This window comes from Kitasatospora purpeofusca (genome assembly GCF_042691725.1).
Taxonomy (GTDB): Bacteria; Actinomycetota; Actinomycetes; order Streptomycetales; family Streptomycetaceae; genus Kitasatospora; species Kitasatospora purpeofusca_B.
This window is the reverse complement of record NZ_CP170483.1, coordinates 5,387,573-5,406,721: the sequence shown is the minus strand read 5'-3', so window position 1 is coordinate 5,406,721 and position 19,149 is coordinate 5,387,573. Positions and strand designations below refer to the sequence as shown.

Genomic DNA, 19,149 nt, shown 5'->3' with positions numbered 1-19,149 from the left:
CCGTCAGCGGACCGGCGGATCAGCGGACCGGCCGATCCGCCGATCGACCGATCAGTGGAAGAAGTGCCGGGTGCCGGTGAAGTACATGGTCACCCCGGCCTCGGCGGCGGCCGCGATCACCTCTTCGTCGCGGATCGAGCCGCCCGGCTGCACGATCGCCCGGACGCCGGCGGCGATCAGGATCGCCGGGCCGTCCGCGAAGGGGAAGAAGGCGTCGGAGGCCGCGTACGCGCCCTTGGCCCGCTCGCCGGCCCGCTCGACCGCGAGCTTGCAGGAGTCGACCCGGTTGACCTGGCCCATGCCGACGCCCACCGAGGCGCCGTCCTTGGCCAGCAGGATCGCGTTGGACTTGACGGCCCGGCAGGCCCGCCAGGCGAAGGCCAGCTCGGCCAGCTCGGCCTCGGACAGCGCCTCACCGGTGGCCAGCGTCCAGGTCGCCGGGTCGTCGCCCTCGGCGTGCACCCGGTCGGCGTCCTGGAGCAGCACGCCGCCGGAGATCGGGCGCACCTCCTGGCGGTTGGCCGGGGCCTCGGGGGCCAGCAGCACCCGCAGGTTCTTCTTGCGGGCCAGCACCTCGACGGCGCCGTCCTCGTAGCCGGGGGCCACCACGACCTCGGTGAAGATCGGGGCGATCTGCTCGGCCAGCGCCACGGTGACCGGGCGGTTGACGGCGATCACGCCGCCGTACGCGGAGACCGGGTCGCACTCGTGCGCCTTGCGGTGCGCCTCGGCGACGTCGGCGCCGGTCGCGATGCCGCACGGGTTGGCGTGCTTGATGATCGCGACCGCCGGCTCGGCGTGGTCGTAGGCGGCGCGGCGGGCGGCGTCGGTGTCGACGTAGTTGTTGTACGACATCTCCTTGCCGTGCAGCTGCCGCGCGCCGGCCAGGCCGCCGCTGCCGTCGGTGTACAGCGCGGCGCCCTGGTGCGGGTTCTCGCCGTAGCGCAGCACGTTCTGGCGCTCGAAGGCCGAGCCCAGGAAGGCCGGGAACGCGTCCTCGGTCTCCGTGTAGCCGGACTCCTCGAACCAGTTGGCCACCGCGACGTCGTAGGCGGCGGTGTGCGCGAAGGCCTGGGCGGCCAGCCGCTTGCGGGTCAGCAGGTCGAAGCCGCCGGCCCGGGCGGCGGCGAGCACGTCCTGGTAGCGGGCCGGGTCGACCACGACGGCCACCGAGGGGTGGTTCTTGGCGGCGGCGCGGACCATGCTCGGGCCGCCGATGTCGATCTGCTCGACGCACTCGTCCGGGGTGGCCCCGGAGGCGACGGTCGCCTTGAACGGGTAGAGGTTCACCACGACCAGGTCGAAGGGCTCGACGCCCAGCTCGGCCAGCTGCGCGCGGTGCGACTCCAGCCGCAGGTCGGCGAGCACGCCGGCGTGCACGCGCGGGTGCAGCGTCTTCACCCGCCCGTCCAGGCACTCCGGGAAGCCGGTCAGCTCGGAGACCTCGGTCACCGGGACGCCCGCGGCGGCGATCCGGCCCGCGGTGGAGCCGGTGGAGACGATGGCGACCCCGGCGGCGTGCAGGCCCTGGGCCAGCTCCTCCAGACCGGTCTTGTCGTACACGCTGATCAGGGCGCGGCGGATCGGCCGGACGTTCTCGGAGACGGGAGTGGTGGTGGGGGCGGCGCTCATGCCGGAATCCATACCTTTCGGTCCTCGATGCGGTGACCCTCGCGGGCCAGCCGGCCCACGACGTCGACGAGCAGCTTGCGCTCGACAGTCTTGATGCGCTCGTGCAGCGCCTCGCCGCCATCGGCGTGGTCGGCGTCGAGGACCTCCACGACGCCCTGCGCGATGATCGGCCCGGTGTCGACGCCGGCGTCGACGAGGTGGACGGTGCAGCCGGTGACCCTCACCCCGTACGCCAGCGCGTCGGTGACGCCGTGGGCGCCGGGGAAGGAGGGCAGCAGCGCGGGGTGGGTGTTGACGATCCGTCCGGCGAAGGCCGCGATGAACTCGGGGCCGAGGATCTTCATGAAGCCGGCCGTGACGACCAGGTCCGGCCGGTACCCGGCCACGGAGGCGGTCAGCGTGCGGTCCCAGTCCGCGCGGTCCGGGTGGTCCTTCACGCGGTGCACGAACACCGGCAGACCGGCGCGCTCGGCGCGCTCCAGGCCCGCGATGCCGTCACGGTCCGCGCCGACGGCCAGGATCTCCGCCCCGTACGCGGGGTCGGCGGCGGCGTCGAGCAGCGCCTGGAGGTTGGTGCCGGAACCGGAGACCAGCACCACCAGGCGGGCCGGTCCGGGCGTGCGGGGCGGGAAGAGCTGAGCGGGGGCGGCGGCCACTGCGCGATTCTCCGTAGGTCGGTCGCCGTACGCTGGTACGTCCACCGGCGGTGGGGCCACTACGAACGGCGGGTCGAGCGAGGGGGAACTCCTGGAGAACCCGCCGCGACGCGGGCGCCCGGGGAACCCGTGGGAGCTGCTGACCGTCACCACCATAACGGCTGGTCGGACGGCCTCCGAAACACCGTCGAGGGCTACGCGCGTAGCTGAGACGGGGATCTCGCCGGGCCCCCGACGGGCCCGGACCGGCTCATCCCGGACGCGCCCGGAGCCCCCACAAGGGTCTGCGGGATCATAGGGTGGCGCGGGCACCCGCCCCACCGACCGAGAAGGAATGGCTGAACCATGAGCAGCGGTGACGACACCGGCGAGCGCAACCCCTTCGCGCCGCCGCCGGCGGATGCCCCCGAGCAGCCGTGGCGACCGCGCGCTCCCCACCCCTCCGACGGCTCCGACCGCCCCGAAGGCCAGGACGGCGACCCGGACGAGCGCCCGCTCGTCCCGCCGCCGCACCCCTGGAGCCCCGGCTACCAGGGCGGCGGCTGGCACCCCCGCCCGCCCGCGCCGCAGCCGCCCCGGCTCGACCCGACCGACCCCGCCCAGCGCAAGGCCCGCAACGCCGCGCTGGCCGGCATGGGCGCGCTGGTCTGCGCCTTCGCCTCCCTGCACTACGTCGCCCTGTTCGTCGGCGCGCTCGCCATCGCCTGGGGCGTCTCCGCCATGCGCGCCCCCAAGCCGGCCCCCGCCGACCCCACGGCCGCCGCCCCGGCGCCCGCCGGCCCGGCCGCCCCGAACCCGCTCACCCCGGCCGCCCTGGCCGGCATCCTCACCGGCGCCATGACGGTCGTCTTCGTCTCCGCCGTCCTCGGCCTGGCGCTGTACTACAACGACTACGTCACCTGCGTCCAGGACTCCCTCACCGCCAGCGGCGCCGACGGCTGCGAGCGCCTCGCCCCGCAGTGGTACGTCGACATCACCAAGCAGGGCGAGTAGAGCCGGTCAGCGGGCCCGGCCGGCGCCGTCCGCGCCGGCCTCGCCCCCGGGGGTGCCGCCCCGGGGGCCCGCCAGGCGGGTGACCGCTTGGTGCGCGCGGGTGCGCAGGAGGAGCGCGCTCCGGCGCGCGGGGAGGGCGAGCGCCGTCGGGACGAGGAACGCGCGGCCACCGGGGGTGCGCAGGAGGTGGAAGCGGGCCAGCAGCGCGGTCGGGGCGGCCACCGCCGCCGTCCAGGCCACCGCGGCCAGACCCGTCCACCACGGCACCGGCCCCAGCCAGGCCATCCGGCCCGCCGCCAGCGCCCCGCCGGAGAGTCCGCCGAGCCCCGCCGCCGCGACCCCGACCAGCAGCGCGGCCGCCACCGCCGCCACCGCGGTGGCCCCCACCGGCCACGGGCCGCGCGGGCCGGACCGGCCGAAGGCGGCCGCCCGGCCCAGCACCAGCCCCGGCACCACGCCCGCCACGGCCGGCAGCGCGCACACCACCAGCCGCCAGCCGCCCGCACCCGGCTCCGGGAACAGCGCGAACAGCGGGAACTCCGGCACCGGCCCCAGCACCGTCCGCACCGGCGACACCACCGCCCCCTCCCCCGCCGCGAACCCCGGCCCGAGCGCGTACGCCGCACCCCACAGCACCGCGTTCGGCAGCAGCACCAGGCTCACCAGCAGCAGCCCCGCCACCGCCGCCGGCCCGCCCGCGAACACCTCCGGCGCACCGCTCGCGGACACCGCGGCCAGCACCGCGGCCCCCGCCACCACCAGCCCGCCGGCCGCCAGCAGCCCGGCCCCGGCCGCCTGCGCGGCCACCCGCACCGCCACCGCGCCGCCCGTCGGCCGGACGGCCTCCGGCAGCCGCGCCAGGCCCCGCTCCAGCAGACCCGTCACCGCCGGGAGCACCGCGCGCCCCCGCGTGCCGGCCGCCACCGCCGCCCCGGCCACCAGCGCGACCACGGCGAGGTCCGGCAGCACCCGGGCCCGGAACTCCCCCGCCCCCGCGCACTGCGCCACCACCCCGCACGCCACCGCGCAGTAGCCCGCCCACACCGCCGGCGCACCGCTGCGCCCCGGACGCCCCGCACCCCGGGCCGCCACCCGGCCGGCCGCCCGGGACAACTGGCCCAGCACCAGCAGACCGAGCAGCAGCGGGGTGACCGACAGCGGCGCCTCGGCCGCCCCGCGCAGCACCGGCGCACCGTGCCCGAGCAGCCAGAGCGCCGCCACCAGCCGCAGCGGCCCGGCCGCGCCCTCGTCCGCGTTCGGCGTCACCACCCAGAGCCCGAGCACCGGGACGGTGATGACGCAGAGCCCGAGCAGGGCCGTCCGGACCCCGGTGAGCAGGGCGGACAGGACGGGCCTGGCCCCCAGTTCGCCCGGCGCTCCCAGAATCGGACGACCCGTCAGCTGCGTCATGGCCCACATCGTGCCAAGGCGACTCGCCATGCTCCGTGAAGAGGCAAACCGCCGGGGTGTCCCAGATTATTGGCTTATGCGCATTTTCAGACCATGCCCTTTCGCCGCCGCGACCGACCCGGCCAGGAGCGTCTGATGACCAAGCCCCCGACCGCCGAGCTCCCCGGCAACCAGCCCGCGCCCGCGACGCAGCGCCGCAGCGGGAAGGGGCGCCCCGCCAGGGCCGGGACCGGACGCGCCCGGGCCGACGCCGCCCCCGCCGCCGGGAACGGCGAGGCGCCGCCCGTGCGGGGCGGGTCCGCCGAGCTGCTGGGCCGTCTGACGGCACGTGAGGCGCAGGCCTTCGCCCACCTCGCGGCGGGCCGGGACCTCGCCGAGACCGCCGCCGCCCTCGGCGTCACCCCCACCACCGCCCGCAGCTACCAGCACCGGGCCCTGCGCAAACTCGGCACCCGCACCCAGGACGAGATCGCCGCCCTCGCCGCCCTGCTGCCCGCCCCGGAGGCCACCCCCGGCGGCCGTCCGGAGTCCGCCGGCGCGAAGCGGCGACGCGGCGCACCGGCCGATCGCGCGAGGACCGGCCCCCGGCGGCGGCGCCGACGGGGCCGAACGCGCCGGAGCCGGACACCGCGGCCGACGGCCACCCGCGGACACGGACGCCGCAGCGGGGCGCCGCGGCGACCGCCGCACCGGGCGACGGCCGCACCGGCGGCACGAACGCGACGGACCCGCCCGGCACGGAGCCGGTCGACGCGGGCGCGCCGAACCCGCAGGAGGCCGCCCGCCGCCCGGGGGCGGACGCCATCGGCACGAACCGGCCGCAGGGGTGCGCGCCGGGCGGCCGGCCGACAACGGCGCGGCGCCGCCCCGCACGGCCGGGGGCGGGGCCGGGGCCGGGGGCGAGCCGCCGACCGCTTCCGCCGATGAGGCGGCGGAGCAGCCGACCGGGGCCGCCGAGAAGCGGGGGCCGGAGGCGGGCTTCGAGGAGGTGTACGAGGCCGCGCACACCCGGTTGGCGCAACAGGTGTTCCTGCTCACCGCGTGCAAGCACCGTGCCGTGCACTGCGTGGGGCGGGCGTTCGGGGAGGCGCGGCGGCGGTGGGCGGAGGTGGCCGCGGGGGGCGAGCCGGAGTCGTGGGTGCGGGCGCGGGCCTTCGAGCTGGCGCTGTCGCCGTGGCACCGGGGCGGCCCGCGGCGCACGCACGTGTGGCGGCTGCCGCACCGCCGGATCAAGGTGCGTCCGGCCGACGAGACCCAGGCCGTCCTGCCGGACCACGACCGCCTCACCGACCGGGACCGCGCACTGCTCAAGGCGCTCCGGCGGCTGTCCCGGCCGCAGCGCCGGGCGCTGGTGCTGCACGACGGCCTGGGGCTGCCGGCCGCCGCGGTGGCGGTGGAGGTGGAGTCGACGGTGACGGCCGCGGAGGGGCGGGTGTGGGCGGCGCGGACGGCGCTGGCGCACTGGGTGCCGGAGCTGGTGGGACCGGATCCGGCGGCGGACGGGTTCGCCGACCGGCTGTGCGCGCTGATGCACCGGGCGGCGGTGCGCGGGGTCCCGGAGCCGCACCGGCCGCCGGTACCGCTGCTGCGGGCCCGGCACGGGCTGGTGAACGCGGGCCGGACGGGGGCGGCGGCGCTGCTGACGGCCGCGGTCGGCGGCGCGGTGGTGGCGACGCTGGCGGGCGGGGGGCCGGGCGAGCTGTTCCGGCCGCCCGGTCCGCCGCCGCCCTCGCTCTGCGCGCCGTTCCCGACGTCGGCGACCGAGCCGGACGCACTGCTGCCGCTGCTGGCCGACGGGCCGCCGTCGGGGATCCAGAGCCTCTGGTGCTCGCCGACGCCGGGGCTGGAGCCGGTCGTGGTGGATCCGCCGCCGCCCCGCGAGGACGGGCCGTACCGTCCGCCGGCGGGCGGGCGGGCCGCCGAGGCGCTGCCCCCGCCCGGCGCGGTGGCCGCCGAGCCGCCGCACGGCTGCGCACCGGCCTGGGCCCTGCACCCGTGCGGGCCGATCGGCTGAACACCCGGCGCCCCGGCGGCGAGCGCCCCCCGGCGCCCACCCGCCCCGAGCCGAAGGGGCGCGCCGGTGCCGAAAGGGAGGAGCGAGGGAGCGCCGAGTGTCGGCGCCGGACAAAAGCGCCCCGGAGGCGAGCGGGCGACCCGCCCCGGCACGGGCCGAAGGCCCACCCGCCCCGAGCCGAAGGGGCGCGCCGGTGCCGAAAGGGAGAAGCGAGGGAGCGACGTAGGAGCGAGGGAGCGCCGAGTGTCGGCACCGGACAAAAGCGCCCCGGAGGCGAGCGGGCGACAAGCACAGCGCCCCCGGCCGGAGGTCCGGCCGGGGGCGCTGCGGTGCGAGCGGGGAGGGTGTCAGCCCTTGATCAGCTCACGGGCCAGGCGGGCGGTCTCGGACGGCGTCTTGCCGACCTTGACGCCGGCGGCCTCGAGGGCCTCCTTCTTGGCCTGCGCGGTGCCCGAGGAGCCGGAGACGATGGCGCCGGCGTGGCCCATGGTCTTGCCCTCGGGGGCGGTGAAGCCCGCGACGTAGCCGACGACCGGCTTGGTCACGTTCTCCTTGATGAAGGCCGCGGCCCGCTCCTCGGCGTCGCCGCCGATCTCACCGATCATGACGATGAGCTCGGTCTCCGGGTCCTCCTGGAACGCCTTGAGGGCGTCGATGTGGGTGGTGCCGATGACCGGGTCACCGCCGATGCCCACGGCCGAGGTGAAGCCGATGTCCCGCAGCTCGTACATGAGCTGGTAGGTCAGGGTGCCGGACTTCGAGACCAGGCCGATCTTGCCGGCCTTGGTGATGTCGGCCGGGATGATGCCGGCGTTCGACTGTCCGGGGCTGATCAGGCCGGGGCAGTTCGGGCCGATGATCCGGGTCTTGTTGCCCTTGGAGCCGGCGTGGGCCCAGAAGGCGGCGGTGTCGTGCACCGGGACACCCTCGGTGATGACGACGGCCAGGCCGATCTCGGCGTCGATGGCCTCGACGACGGCGCTCTTGGTGTGCGCCGGCGGAACGAAGATGACGGTGACATCGGCACCGGTCTTCTCGATGGCCTCGGCGACGGTGCCGAAGACGGGCACCTCGGTGCCGTCGACGTCCACGGTGGTGCCGGCCTTGCGCGGGTTGACACCGCCGACGATCTGGGTGCCGGAGGCGAGCATGCGGCGGGTGTGCTTCATGCCCTCGGAGCCGGTCATGCCCTGAACGATGACCTTGCTGTCCTTGGTAAGGAAGATAGCCATGGTGTGAAAGTCCCCTTCCTTACTTGTTGGCCAGCTCGGCGGCGCGGTCGGCCGCACCGTCCATGGTGTCCACCTGCTCGACGAGCGGGTGGTTGGCGTCGGTCAGGATCTGCCGGCCCAGCTCGGCGTTGTTGCCGTCGAGGCGGACGACCAGCGGCTTGGTGACCGCCTCGCCCTTCTCCTCGAGCAGGGCGAGGGCCTGCACGATGCCGTTGGCGACCGCGTCGCACGCGGTGATGCCGCCGAAGACGTTGACGAAGACCGACTTGACGTCGGGGTCGCCGAGGATGATCTCCAGGCCGTTCGCCATGACCTCGGCGGAGGCGCCGCCACCGATGTCGAGGAAGTTGGCGGGCTTGACGTTGCCGTGCTTCTCACCGGCGTAGGCGACCACGTCGAGGGTGCTCATGACGAGACCCGCACCGTTGCCGATGATGCCGACCGCACCGTCGAGCTTGACGTAGTTGAGGCCCTTGGCCTTGGCGGCGGCCTCCAGCGGGTTGGCCGCGGCCTTGTCCTCGAGCGCCTCGTGCCCGGGCTGACGGAACTCGGCGTTCTCGTCCAGGGAGACCTTGCCGTCGAGCGCGATGATCTTGCCCTCACCGGACTTGATCAGCGGGTTGACCTCGACGAGGAGGGCGTCCTCCTTGATGAAGACGGTCCACAGCTTCTGCAGGACCTCGGCGACCTGGTCGGCGACCTCGGCCGGGAACTTCGCCGCGGCGACGATCTCGGCGGCCTTCTCCGGGGTCACGCCCACGTTGGCGTCGACCGGGATCTTGGCGAGCGCGTCGGGGTTCTCCTCCGCGACGACCTCGATCTCCACGCCGCCCTCGACGCTGGCCATGGCCAGGAAGGTGCGGTTGGTGCGGTCCAGCAGGAACGAGACGTAGTACTCGTCCTTGATGTCCGCGGTCTGGGCCAGCATCACCTTGTGCACGGTGTGGCCCTTGATGTCCATGCCGAGGATCTGCCCGGCCTTGGTGACGGCGTCCGCCGGGTCGGCGGCGAGCTTCACGCCGCCGGCCTTGCCTCGGCCACCCACCTTCACCTGAGCCTTGACGACGGCGCGGCCGCCGAAGCGCTCCGCGATGGCGGCAGCGTCTGCGGCGGTCTCGATGACATCGCCGTCAAGCACGGGTACACCGTGCTTGGCGAAGAGGTCCCTCGCCTGGTACTCGAACAGGTCCACGTGTTTGTCCTTGTTCGTGGTCGCGGATTGTGTCTCTACGAGCGTGCCACGGCAGGATCTTCGCTGCGGGTCGTCGGGGCGGTGCGGGTACGCAGAAGTACGGCCTTGCGGCCCACACAGCCACGGGCGCACACGTCAATCAACACGCGCGTCACGTCCGTCTGGCAGGTTATCCCCGTACGACGGGCGTGTTTCGCCCGGGGCCTGCCCGTCCATGGTGAGAACCGTCACAGACAGCCTAGGGGGCGTGCGCCCGGCGCCCCGACCGGCGGCTTCGGTCGGCCGCGCGCCCGGTTCAGCCGTTCGGGTGAGCCCGGCGGAGCGCGGGTCGGAGGCCGCGCCGACCGCTCCGTTCACACCCCCTGGTCCGGGACCGGGATCGGACGCTTCTCGATCGCCGCCGCCATGATCTCCGGGAAGACGTCGGGGGTGCAGGCGAAGGCCGGGGCGCCGAGCACGGCCAGCGCGGCGGCGTGCGCGTGGTCGTAGGCGGGCGCGCCCTCGTCGGAGAGCGCCAGCAGGGCGATGAACTGGACGCCGGCCGCCTTCATCGCGGCCACCCGCTTGAGCATCTCGTCCCGGATGCCGCCCTCGTAGAGGTCGCTGATCAGGACGACGATCGTCTCGGCCGGCCGGGTGATCCTGGACTGGCAGTAGGCGAGCGCCCGGTTGATGTCGGTGCCGCCGCCGAGCTGGGTCGCGAAGAGCACGTCGACCGGGTCGGTGAGCTGCTCGGTGAGGTCGACCACGGAGGTGTCGAAGACCACCAGCCGGGTGTCCAGGCTCTTCATCGAGGCGAGCACCGCGCCGAACACCGCCGAGTGCACCACGGACGGCGCCATCGAGCCGGACTGGTCGATGCAGAGGATGACGTCCTTCTTCACCGCGCGCTGGGCACGGGCGTAGCCGACCAGCCGCTCGGGGACGACCGTGCCGTGCTCGGGCAGGTAGTTCTTCAGATTGGCCCGGATGGTGCGGTCCCAGTCGATGTCGCGGTGGCGCGGACGGTTGACCCGGGCGCTGCGGTCCAGCGCACCGCCCAGGGTGGCCCGGGTGCGGTCGGCGAGCCTGCGCTCCAGGTCGGCGACCACCCGGCCGACGACGGCGCGGGCGGTCTCCCGGGTGGTCTCGGGCAGCGCGTGCTTGAGCGAGAGCAGGGTGCCGACCAGGTGGACGTCCGGCTCGACGGCCTCCAGCATCTCGGGCTCCAGCAGCAGCTGCTCCAGCCCGAGCCGGGTGATGGCGTCCTGCTGCATCAGCTGGACGACGGTGGCCGGGAAGTACGTGCGGATGTCGCCCAGCCAGCGGGCCACCTGCGGGGCCGAGCCGCCGAGGCCGGCGCTGCGGCGGCCGGAGCGCGGCTGCCCGGCGCGGCCGTCCTCCGCGGCGCCCCGGTAGAGCGCGGCGAGCGCGCCGTCCATCGCGGCGTCCCGGCCGTGCAGGGTGCGGCCGGTGCCGTCCGCCTCGCCGCCGAGGACCAGCCGCCAGCGGCGCAGCCGCTCGTCGGCGCGGGCGCCGGGGTCGGCGGCGGACGCGGTGTCGGGGGTGGTGACTGCCATCGGGGGCTCCTCTGCGTGCGGTCGGGGGACGGGTCTGCGGTCGGGGGACGCTCTCAGGTGTCGCGGCCCTCGGCCTGCCGGGGGATCCGGGGGCGGGCGCCGGGCTCCCCAGCGCCCGTCAGCCCGAGCAGCAGGGCCACCACGGGCAGCGCGGCCTCGGCCCGCACGCGGTCCAACTCGGCGGTGTCCCCGACCGGTTCGGCGTTCCCGGGGCCGAGCGGGCCGGCCGCCACCCGGCTGCCGACGGTGTGCCGGACCCCGGCCTCCAGGGTGGCGAAGGTCCGCCGCAGCAACGGCAGCACGTCCGTGAAGGCCTCCGCCGGGACGCCGGTCAGCCAGCCGTCGAGCAGGCCGAGCAGCCGGGGGTCGTGGAGCAGCAGCGCGCCGCCGCCGGTCAGGAAGCCCTCGATCCAACCGGCCGCGTCCGCCGGGCTGTTGGCGGTGGACAGCACCAGGCCGAGCCGCCGGCCGACCTCGTCGGAGTCGAGCCGGCCGTCGTCCAGCAGCAGCCGGACGGCGCGCCCGCGCAGCAGTCCGGGGACGCCGGTGGCCGGTCCGCCGGACGGCTCGCGCCGGGCGAGCGCCCGCAGGGTGCCGGCCCAGCGGTCGGCGAGTCCGGCTAGTCCGGCTAGTCCGGCGACGGGGCCGTCCGCCTGGTCCAGCAGGCCGATCGCGCCGTGCACCTCGTCGAGGTGGCCGCGCAGCACGGCGGCTCCGGCGGCGTCCAGGCCGGTGCAGGCGGGCGGCAGGCCGACGCAGATCCGGTCGGCGAGGCCGCCGGCGACCTCGCCGAGCGCGCCGTGGTCGGTGCCCCGGACGTCGCCGTAGCGCAGCGCGCGGACCAGGGCGGGCAACGCGCCGGCCAGGTGGGCGACGTCGGTGTCCAGGGCGGCGCGGTCGGCGAGCACCCGCATCACGGCGGGCAGCGCCTCGGCGAGCCCGGCCACCAGGCAGGTCTCCACCAGTCCGGTGAGCTCGGCGAGTTCGACGGCGGCCCGGGCGGTGCCGACGGCCTTTCCGCAGGCCGCCCGCTCGACCGTGGTGCCCCACTGGGCGGCCTCGGCGATCCGGACGGCGAACTCGGGCTGCCAGCACAGCCGCCAGCTCTCCCGGAAGGTGCCGGTGGAGGCGACCGAGGAGCGGACCGGCACGCCCCAGTCGACGCCGAGCAGGCGCAGCCGGTGCAGCAGCCGGGAGCGGGCCGCGTCGGTCTCCTTGCGCAGGTCGAGGTCGAGGTCGCGCGGGGCGGGGTCGGGCTTGAGCCGCAGGGTGCGCTGGAGCCGGGCGAGGTCGCGCTGGAGCGGGACGGCGGGCGCGGCGTCCGGCACCTCGCCGAGCGCGTCGCCGATCACCAGCCGGTCCTGGACGAGCGCCAGGGCGACGTCCGAGCCCTCGCACAGCACGGCGCGGACGGCGTCCAGCGTCTCGGTGAGCCCGGCGAGCGGGCGGCCGCGCAGCACGGCGAGGGTGCGGGCCAGCCGGACGGCCTCGATGACGTGCGCGGAGGAGACCGGGTGGTCCTCGGCGCGCAGCAGGTCGGCGGCCCGGGTGAGCCAGCCGGGCAGCGGGTCGCCGTCCGTGCGGTGCAGGTGGCGGTACCAGCCCGGGGAGACGATCCCGGCGCCGTAGCCGGTGAGGTGGGAGAGCCGGCGGTGCGTCCAGGGCACCCAGGTGACCTCGGTGCGCACCTTCTTCGGCAGCTCGGCGAGCAGCGCCCGGTCGTGCGCGACGGTCGGCATGGCGGCCAGCGCGGGGACGTGGAAGGCCCCGCAGACCACGGCGATCCGGCGGTGGCCGGCGCGGCGGGCGGCGCGGATCTGCTGGCGCATGTACGCCTCGCGCCGCTCGTCGCGGCGGCCCGCTCCGCCGTCCTCGCGCATCGCCGCCATCGCCTCGGCGACGGCCGCGAAGGGCGCGAGCGCGTCCTCGCCGGGGCGGCGGTGCTCGACGACGTCCTCCCACCAGCGCTCCGGGTCGTCGTGGCCGGCGGCCTCGGCGAGCCGGGCGATCGGGTCGCCCGGCAGGTCCGCGTCCTCCTCGGCGGCGCCGTCGCCGTCCCGCTCGACGGCGTCCTGCTCCACGCCGTCCTGCTCCACGCCGTCCTGATCCCCGGCGTCGGCGAAGGCGTAGCCGGCCGGCAGGTCGATGAAGCGCAGCGGGAGGCCGAGTCCGGTGGCGTAGCGGATCGCCACCCACTCCGGCGAGAACTCGGCGTACGGCCAGAACGCGGCCCGGGCCGGGTCGTCGGCGGCGTGGGCCAGCAGGGCGACCGGCGGCACCATGTCCTTCTCCCCGGCCAGTGCGAGGATCGGGTCGGCCTCCGGCGGACCCTCCACCAGGACCGCGTCCGGTCGCAGTTGCTCCAGCGCGGCGGCCACCGAGCGGGCCGAACCGGGGCCGTGGTGCCGGACGCCGAGCAGCGTCACCTCTGCGCTCATCGCGCGCTCCCTCCCGAGTCTTCCGAGCTTGTGGTCGTGCGGTGCACGGTCGTGCCGTTCAGCGGGCGTTCTCACGGGCGGCGCGGTAGAAGTCCTTCCAGCCGTCGCGCTCGCGGACCACGCCCTCGACGTACTCGCGCCACACCTGCTGGTCGGCGGCCGGGTCGCGGACCACCGCGCCGATCACGCCGGCCGCGACGTCGGCGGCCCGCAGCACGCCGTCGCCGAAGTGGGCGGCGAGCGCCATGCCGTTGGTGACCACCGAGATGGCCTCGGCGGTGGAGAGGGTGCCGCTGGGGGTCTTCACCTTGGTCCGGCCGTCGGTGGTGAGGCCGGCCCGCAGCTCGCGGAAGACGGTCACCACCCGCCTGATCTCCTCGGCGCCGCCGGGCAGTTCGGGCAGCTGGAGGGAGTGGCCGAGCTGCTCGACCCGGCGGCTGACGATCTCGACCTCCTCCTCCAGCGAGCCGGGCAGCGGCAGCACCACGGTGTTGAAGCGGCGGCGCAGGGCGCTGGACAGCTCGTTGACACCGCGGTCGCGGTCGTTGGCGGTGGCGATGAGGTTGAAGCCGCGCACGGCCTGGGTCTCGGTGCCCAGCTCCGGGATCGGGAGGGTCTTCTCGGACAGGATGGTGATCAGACTGTCCTGGACGTCCGCCGGAATGCGGGTCAGCTCCTCGACCCGGGCGATCCGGCCCTCCGCCATCGCCCGCATCAGCGGCGAGGGGACGAGCGCCTCCCGGCTCGGCCCGTTGGTGAGCAGCTGCGCGTAGTTCCAGCCGTACCGGACGGCCTCCTCGGGGGTGCCGGCGGTGCCCTGCACCAGCAGCGTGGAGTCGCCGCTGATCGCCGCGGCGAGGTGCTCGGACACCCAGGTCTTGGCGGTCCCCGGCACGCCGAGCAGCAGCAGCGCCCGGTCGGTGGCGAGCGTGGTGACGGCGACCTCCACCACCCGGCGCGGGCCGATGTACTTGGGGGTGATCACGGTGCCGTCGGGCAGCTCGCCGCCCAGCAGGTAGGTGGCGACGGCCCACGGGGAGAGCTTCCAGCGCTCCGGGCGCGGGCGGTCGTCCTGGGCGGCCAGCGCGGCCAGCTCGGCGGCGAACGCCTCCTCGGCGTGCTGGCGCAGGACCTCGGTCACGACGTCGGTCATCGGGGCTCCTTCGGGTCGGCCGCCGGGCACACGGATGCCCGGGCGACGGGGTGATCGGGGGGAGCCGGGTCGGCGTCCCGGCCTGCGGAAACCACCATGCACCGGACCACTGACAATCCTGACCGGACCTCAGTTCGGGCCGTCCGGGCCGCCGGTCGACTGTCAGTGCCGCCGCCTACCGTCGTGGCCATGGAGGAACGCTGGAGCACCGAACACGTCCTGTCCCTGGCGCCCGACGCCGCCTCGCAGAAGGCCGCGGGCAAGCTCTCCGCGCCCGCCCCCTGGTCCGCCGCGGGCACCGACGGCGAGGCGGTCTGGGGCGAGTGCAGGGGCAGCGGCAGCACGCCGTACCGCACGGTCGTCGAGCTCGCCACGCCCGCCTACCAGTGCAGCTGCCCGAGCCGGAAGTTCCCCTGCAAGCACGCCCTGGGCCTGCTGCTGCTCTGGAGCGGCTCGCCCGGCGCCGTGCCGGACGGCGCCGAGCCCGCCGACTGGGCCGCCGAGTGGCTGAAGGGCCGCCAGGAGCGCGCCGGGCAGCGGGCCGTGCGGGCGGAGGCGCCGGCCGATCCGGCCGCCGCCCGGCGCCGCGCCGAGAAGCGCTCCGCCCGGGTCGCGGCCGGGGCCGCCGAGCTGCGGCTGCGGCTCGCCGACCGGGTCCGGCACGGCCTCGCCGACCAGTCCACCGCCGGCCCCTGGGAGGAGGTCGCGGCCCGGATGGTCGACGCCCAGGCCCCCGGCCTGGCCACCCGGGTCCGCGAACTCGACGCGGTGCCGCAGGACGGGCTGCTGGCGGAGTACGCGATGCTCCACCTGCTCGCCACCGCCGCGACCCGGCTCGACGAGCTGCCCGCGCCGCTCGCCGCGACCGTGCGCGCCCGGGTCGGCTACACCACCGAGACCGCCGAGCTGCTGGCCGGCCCGACCGTCCGGGACCGCTGGCAGGTCCTCGGCAGCCGGACCTCGCCCATGGAAGGGGGACCCGACGAGCGGCTGACCACCCGTCGGCTCTGGCTGCGCGGCGCCAAGACCGGCCGCCCGGCCCTGCTGATCTCCTTCGGCCGCCCCGGGCAGGCCCCCGAGCTCGCCCTGCCCACCGGCCAGGTGGTCGAGGCCGAGCTGGCCTTCCACCCCGGCGCCCGCCCGCTGCGGGCCGTCCTCGGCACCCGCTACGGCGCCCCCGCGGCGGCGTCCGACGGCCCGCCGCCCGGCCTGGCCGTCGCCGAGGCGGTGGCCGGCTACGGCGCCGCGGTGGCCGACGACCCCTGGCTGGACGCCTGGCCGACGGTGCTCGCCGAGGTCGTCCCGGTGCTCTCCGAGGAGGGCTGGCACCTCACCGACGGCCGGCACACCGTCCCGGTGCACCGCGCCGCCGTGCCGGAGGCCGCGCTCTGGCGGCTCGCCGCCGTCTCCACCGGCCGCCCGCTGACCCTCTTCGGCGAGTACGGCCACCACGGCTTCGCGCCGGTCACCGCCTGGGGGCGGGACGGCCGCCCGATCGGCCTCGGCACGCCCTGAGCGGGCCCCGCCGCACCCCGGGCGCGCACCGCGAGCCCACCGAGACCCCGACGTCCACCCGCACCCGTTCCACCGGAGGAGGAGGCCCCGTGTCCGACCCCTGGGAGTCCCTGCAGACCACCGCCCTGCTGGGCACCGACCGCCGCCCGCTCCCCGCGCCCGGGCCGGCCGCCCCGTACGACGGCGCCGTCGACCGCGCCGACCCGGCCACCGCGCTGCTCGAACTCGCCGCCCTGGAGACGGTCCGCCGCCGGGCCGGCGCGCTGCCCGTGCCGGCCGCCGCCCCGGCCGACCGGCCGGCCCCCGAGGACCCCCGCCCCGAGCTGCCGGCCGCCGCCGCCCGCCGGCTCTCGCTGCTGCTCTCCACCCGCGGCACCGGCAGCGGCGTGCTCGCCAACGTCGGCGAACTGCTCCCGCAGTGGCTCGCGACCGCCCGCGAGCGCGGCTACCGGGCGCCCGCCGCCGGCGTCCCGGCCCTGCTGGACGCCGCCCGCGCCCGCAGCGAACTGCGCCCCGACGCGGTCGCGCTGGCCGGCCCGCTCGGCCGCTGGCTCGCCGAGCGCAACGCGGACTGGCGGTTCGTGCAGCGCGCCGCCCCGGAGCCGGTGCCCGCCCCGCAGCCCGCGCCCGCCCCGGACGCCGTGCCCGCCGAGGGCGACCGGCTGTGGCACGAGGGCCTGTTCGCCGAACGGGTCACCCACCTCACCCTGCTCCGCCGCCGCGACCCGGCGGCCGGGCTCGCCCTGCTGGGCGGCACCTGGTCCACCGAGCGCGCCGAGGACCGGCTGCTGTTCCTGGACGCCCTCCAGGAGGGCCTCTCGCTCGCCGACGAACCCTTCCTGGAGGCCGCGCTGGGCGACCGCAGCAAGAACGTCCGGGCCACCGCCGCCGAGCTGCTCTCCACCCTGCCCGGCTCCGCGCTGGCCACCCGGATGGCCGAGCGCGCCCGCACCGCCGTGCGCCGCTCCGCCCATGGCACGCATCTGCTGGTCACCCCGCCCACCGCGTGCGACCCGGCCATGCAGCGCGACGGCATACCGCCCAAATCGCCCACCGGACGCGGCGAACGGGCCTGGTGGTTCGGCGAGGTGATCGCCGCCGCACCGCTCTCCCTCTGGTCCGGGCACACCGGTCTGGCGCCCGATCGGCTGCTCGCCCTGCGGGTCGGCGACGCGATCGACGAGACCAGCAGCACCTGGGCCGACGACCTGCGCGAGGCCTGGGCCCGGGCCGCCGTCCGCCAGCAGGACGCCGTCTGGGCGCGCGCGCTGCTCGGCCCCGCGCCCGTCCCCGGCCCCGGGCGCCCCGCCCGCGCCACCGGCGCCCCCGCCAAGCTGCTCGCGGTGCTCCCGCCCGCCGAGCGGGCCGCCTGGACGGCCGCGTTCATCGAGGCGCACGGCCTCGGCGACGCCTTCCAACTGCTCGGCGCCTGCGCCACCCCGTGGACGCCGCCGCTCTCCACCGCGGTGGTCGAGGCGCTGGCCCGGGCCGCCGCCTCCGGCGCCTACCCGTGGAGCCACAGCGGGGTGCTGGGCATGACCGAGCGCGCGCTCTCCCCGGAGAGCGCCGCGGCGGTCGAGGCGCTGGCCGCCGGGTCCGCGCCCGCCACCGCCTGGAGCGAGACCTTCGCCCGGCTGGCCGGGACGCTGCGCTTCCGCGAGGCGATGCTCGCCGAACTGGCGGCCTGACCGGCGGGCGCACGCGAACCCGGACACCCGAACCCGGACACGCGACGGGGCCGGGCCGGACGATGCGTCCGGCCCGGCCCCGTCGGCGGCGGTCAGCCCGCGGCGCGCAGGTTGGCCTCGACCCAGGCGACCACGTCCCTGGTCGGCGTGCCCGGGGTGAAGATGTCGGCGACGCCCATCGCCTTCAGCTCGACGATGTCCTCGTCCGGGATGATCCCGCCGCAGAACACCTTGATGTCCTCGGCGTCGCGCTCCTTCAGCAGCTCCAGCACCCGCGCGCAGAGCGTCATGTGCGCCCCGGACAGGATCGACAGGCCGATGCCGTCCGCGTCCTCCTGGATCGCGGTGTCGACCACCTGCTCCGGCGTCTGGTGCAGGCCGGTGTAGATGACCTCCATGCCGGCGTCGCGCAGGGCGCGCGCGATGACCTTGGCGCCGCGGTCATGGCCGTCCAGCCCCGGCTTGGCGACCACCACGCGGATCGGTCCTGACACACCCATCACTGCCTCCCGGACCCCGTCGTCCATCCCCCACCGGACCTTGTGGGGCACGGGCGAGGTTAACGAGCAATAACCAATCTGAGGGGAGGGTAGCGCCACCCGCCGGGGTTGGCGGCACCACCCCTCAAGACGAGGGGAAAATCACAGACCGCCCGCCGCCCTCCCCTGTTCTACCCCGTAACCGCACACCCCCAGCCCCTTGACATCCGGACTTTTGTCCGGATGTCCGGCTTCCGGCTACAGTCTCGGTCGTTTGACCCTCCGCTCCCCGCCCGACGACGCGCCCGAGGCCCACCGAGGAGGCAGCCGCGATGGCTCCCGAAGCAGCCGCCCGCCCGACCCGCGCGGAACTGCGTCTCGCCGCCCGCGAGCAGTCCCGGTCCCAGCGCCGCGACGCGGCCAAGGCCGCCACCCGCACGGCACTGCTGCGGGTCGCCCTGCCCTCGGTGGCCGCCCTCGGCGTCGCCGCCGCGGCGGCCGTCACCGTGCAGGGCGAGGCCGACCAGCAGCGCGCCCAGGCGGCCGGCCGGGTCCCCGAGCAGACCACCGCCGCCGACGCGCCGGACAGCGCGCACACCGCGGCCGCGCAGGCCGCCGAGCAGGCGCTGGCCGCCGGCGCGGCCGACCAGGCCTCGCGCGGCGACGCCCGCCAGCCGCTCGCCGGCACCCAGGGCGCGCCCGACGCCGCCGGGCAGCCGGCCGCGCAGGCCGCCACCACCGACCCGGCGCCCGCGCCGGCCCGCCCCACGCTCTCGATGCCGGTCGCCCAGCACGGCATCGGCGAGGCGTTCGGCGCGGCCGGCACCCACTGGGCCAAGCGGCACACCGGCATCGACTTCCCGGTGGACGGCGGCACCCAGGTGATGGCCGTCGCCGACGGCACCATCCGCACGCAGTGGAACGCGTCGTACGGCTACATGACCATCCTCAAGACGGCCGACGGCACCGAGGTCTGGTACTGCCACCTGCGCTCGTACAAGATCCGCAAGGGCGCGGTGAAGGCCGGCGACGTCATCGCCTTCGTCGGCAGCAGCGGCAACAGCACCGGCCCGCACCTGCACCTGGAGATCCGCCCGGCCGGCGGGGGCGCGCCCGTCGACCCGCTGCCCTGGTTCCTCGCCCAGGGCCTCGACCCGCGCTGAGACCAGCGCGGGCCGCCGTCACCCG

Annotated in this window: 15 protein-coding genes; 6 read left to right on the top strand and 9 right to left on the bottom strand. The window is 76.4% G+C overall.

The genetic code is table 11. The annotated features are described in order from the left end of the window. Positions 1–51: 51 nt before the first annotated feature. Both purH and purN read right to left on the bottom strand, forming a co-directional pair. Entirely contained in the window at positions 52–1,632 is a 1,581-nt protein-coding gene (gene purH, locus ACFCLZ_RS23230; RefSeq protein WP_380278867.1) for a bifunctional phosphoribosylaminoimidazolecarboxamide formyltransferase/IMP cyclohydrolase, read from the bottom strand. Beyond that, on the bottom strand, positions 1,629–2,288 hold the full coding sequence (gene purN, locus ACFCLZ_RS23225; RefSeq protein WP_380278865.1) for a phosphoribosylglycinamide formyltransferase: 660 nt from the start codon (positions 2,286–2,288) through the stop codon (positions 1,629–1,631). The genes purH and purN overlap by 4 nt, the downstream gene beginning before the upstream one ends. Positions 2,289–2,633: 345 nt before the next feature. On the opposite strand from purN, the gene ACFCLZ_RS23220 reads away from it, so the two are divergent. Further along, the gene (locus ACFCLZ_RS23220) at positions 2,634–3,281 is read left to right on the top strand and encodes a hypothetical protein (RefSeq protein WP_380278863.1); all 648 of its coding nucleotides are present in this window, start codon (positions 2,634–2,636) and stop codon (positions 3,279–3,281) included. 6 nt (positions 3,282–3,287) lie between these two features. Here ACFCLZ_RS23220 and ACFCLZ_RS23215 read toward each other — a convergent pair whose 3' ends face one another. Next, complete coding sequence (locus tag ACFCLZ_RS23215) at positions 3,288–4,691, bottom strand: DUF6350 family protein (protein WP_380278861.1); 1,404 nt, start codon at positions 4,689–4,691, stop codon at positions 3,288–3,290. Between the two features lie 135 nt (positions 4,692–4,826). Here ACFCLZ_RS23215 and ACFCLZ_RS23210 point away from each other — a divergent pair, with 135 nt between their 5' ends. Then, positions 4,827–5,618, top strand: a complete 792-nt coding sequence (locus ACFCLZ_RS23210; RefSeq protein WP_380278860.1) for a sigma factor-like helix-turn-helix DNA-binding protein — start codon at positions 4,827–4,829, stop codon at positions 5,616–5,618. Beyond that, a complete protein-coding gene (locus ACFCLZ_RS23205; RefSeq protein WP_380278859.1) occupies positions 5,518–6,705 on the top strand; it encodes a hypothetical protein in 1,188 nt (395 codons plus the stop codon). The genes ACFCLZ_RS23210 and ACFCLZ_RS23205 overlap by 101 nt, the downstream gene beginning before the upstream one ends. Positions 6,706–7,052: 347 nt before the next feature. On the opposite strand, the gene sucD is transcribed toward ACFCLZ_RS23205, so the two are convergent. From sucD to ACFCLZ_RS23180, 5 genes are all read right to left on the bottom strand, one after another. After that, the gene (gene sucD / locus ACFCLZ_RS23200) at positions 7,053–7,937 is read right to left on the bottom strand and encodes a succinate--CoA ligase subunit alpha (protein ID WP_350570583.1); all 885 of its coding nucleotides are present in this window, start codon (positions 7,935–7,937) and stop codon (positions 7,053–7,055) included. A gap of 19 nt (positions 7,938–7,956) precedes the next feature. After that, the gene (sucC, locus tag ACFCLZ_RS23195) at positions 7,957–9,129 is read right to left on the bottom strand and encodes an ADP-forming succinate--CoA ligase subunit beta (RefSeq protein ID WP_380278857.1); all 1,173 of its coding nucleotides are present in this window, start codon (positions 9,127–9,129) and stop codon (positions 7,957–7,959) included. A gap of 353 nt (positions 9,130–9,482) precedes the next feature. After that, positions 9,483–10,688 (bottom strand): VWA domain-containing protein, encoded by a 1,206-nt coding sequence (locus tag ACFCLZ_RS23190; protein ID WP_380278855.1) that lies wholly within the window; start codon positions 10,686–10,688, stop codon positions 9,483–9,485. Positions 10,689–10,741: 53 nt separating this feature from the next. Continuing rightward, positions 10,742–13,126: a DUF5682 family protein gene (locus ACFCLZ_RS23185; RefSeq protein ID WP_380278853.1), complete on the bottom strand. Its 2,385-nt coding sequence runs from the start codon at positions 13,124–13,126 to the stop codon at positions 10,742–10,744. Positions 13,127–13,184: 58 nt separating this feature from the next. Beyond that, positions 13,185–14,279, bottom strand: a complete 1,095-nt coding sequence (locus tag ACFCLZ_RS23180) for an AAA family ATPase (RefSeq protein ID WP_380278852.1) — start codon at positions 14,277–14,279, stop codon at positions 13,185–13,187. A gap of 189 nt (positions 14,280–14,468) precedes the next feature. On the opposite strand from ACFCLZ_RS23180, the gene ACFCLZ_RS23175 reads away from it, so the two are divergent. Beyond that, positions 14,469–15,794 carry an SWIM zinc finger family protein gene (locus ACFCLZ_RS23175; RefSeq protein WP_380278851.1) on the top strand — a complete coding sequence of 442 codons (1,326 nt, stop codon included), beginning with the start codon at positions 14,469–14,471 and terminating at the stop codon, positions 15,792–15,794. 89 nt (positions 15,795–15,883) lie between these two features. Further along, positions 15,884–17,482 (top strand): DUF5691 domain-containing protein, encoded by a 1,599-nt coding sequence (locus ACFCLZ_RS23170; RefSeq protein ID WP_380278849.1) that lies wholly within the window; start codon positions 15,884–15,886, stop codon positions 17,480–17,482. 92 nt (positions 17,483–17,574) lie between these two features. Here the strand turns inward: ACFCLZ_RS23170 and ACFCLZ_RS23165 are convergent, their stop codons facing one another. Continuing rightward, positions 17,575–17,982, bottom strand: coding sequence for a cobalamin B12-binding domain-containing protein (locus ACFCLZ_RS23165; RefSeq protein WP_380278847.1), 408 nt, complete (start codon positions 17,980–17,982; stop codon positions 17,575–17,577). 311 nt (positions 17,983–18,293) lie between these two features. Here ACFCLZ_RS23165 and ACFCLZ_RS23160 point away from each other — a divergent pair, with 311 nt between their 5' ends. Further along, positions 18,294–19,124 (top strand): M23 family metallopeptidase, encoded by an 831-nt coding sequence (locus ACFCLZ_RS23160; protein WP_380278846.1) that lies wholly within the window; start codon positions 18,294–18,296, stop codon positions 19,122–19,124. The last annotated feature ends 25 nt before the right edge of the window (positions 19,125–19,149 follow it).

Excerpts from the sequence above, each read along its gene's own strand:
- purH (WP_380278867.1), bottom strand. The coding sequence starts at position 1,632 with ATGAGCGCCGCCCCCACCACCACTCCCGTCTCCGAGAACGTCCGGCCG.
- ACFCLZ_RS23220 (WP_380278863.1), top strand. The coding sequence starts at position 2,634 with ATGAGCAGCGGTGACGACACCGGCGAGCGCAACCCCTTCGCGCCGCCG.
- ACFCLZ_RS23185 (WP_380278853.1), bottom strand. The coding sequence starts at position 13,126 with ATGAGCGCAGAGGTGACGCTGCTCGGCGTCCGGCACCACGGCCCCGGT.
- ACFCLZ_RS23180 (WP_380278852.1), bottom strand. The coding sequence starts at position 14,279 with ATGACCGACGTCGTGACCGAGGTCCTGCGCCAGCACGCCGAGGAGGCG.
- ACFCLZ_RS23160 (WP_380278846.1), top strand. The coding sequence starts at position 18,294 with ATGGCTCCCGAAGCAGCCGCCCGCCCGACCCGCGCGGAACTGCGTCTC.
- sucD (WP_350570583.1), bottom strand. The coding sequence starts at position 7,937 with ATGGCTATCTTCCTTACCAAGGACAGCAAGGTCATCGTTCAGGGCATG.
- ACFCLZ_RS23215 (WP_380278861.1), bottom strand. The coding sequence starts at position 4,691 with ATGACGCAGCTGACGGGTCGTCCGATTCTGGGAGCGCCGGGCGAACTG.
- ACFCLZ_RS23210 (WP_380278860.1), top strand. The coding sequence starts at position 4,827 with ATGACCAAGCCCCCGACCGCCGAGCTCCCCGGCAACCAGCCCGCGCCC.
- ACFCLZ_RS23190 (WP_380278855.1), bottom strand. The coding sequence starts at position 10,688 with ATGGCAGTCACCACCCCCGACACCGCGTCCGCCGCCGACCCCGGCGCC.
- ACFCLZ_RS23175 (WP_380278851.1), top strand. The coding sequence starts at position 14,469 with ATGGAGGAACGCTGGAGCACCGAACACGTCCTGTCCCTGGCGCCCGAC.
- ACFCLZ_RS23165 (WP_380278847.1), bottom strand. The coding sequence starts at position 17,982 with ATGGGTGTGTCAGGACCGATCCGCGTGGTGGTCGCCAAGCCGGGGCTG.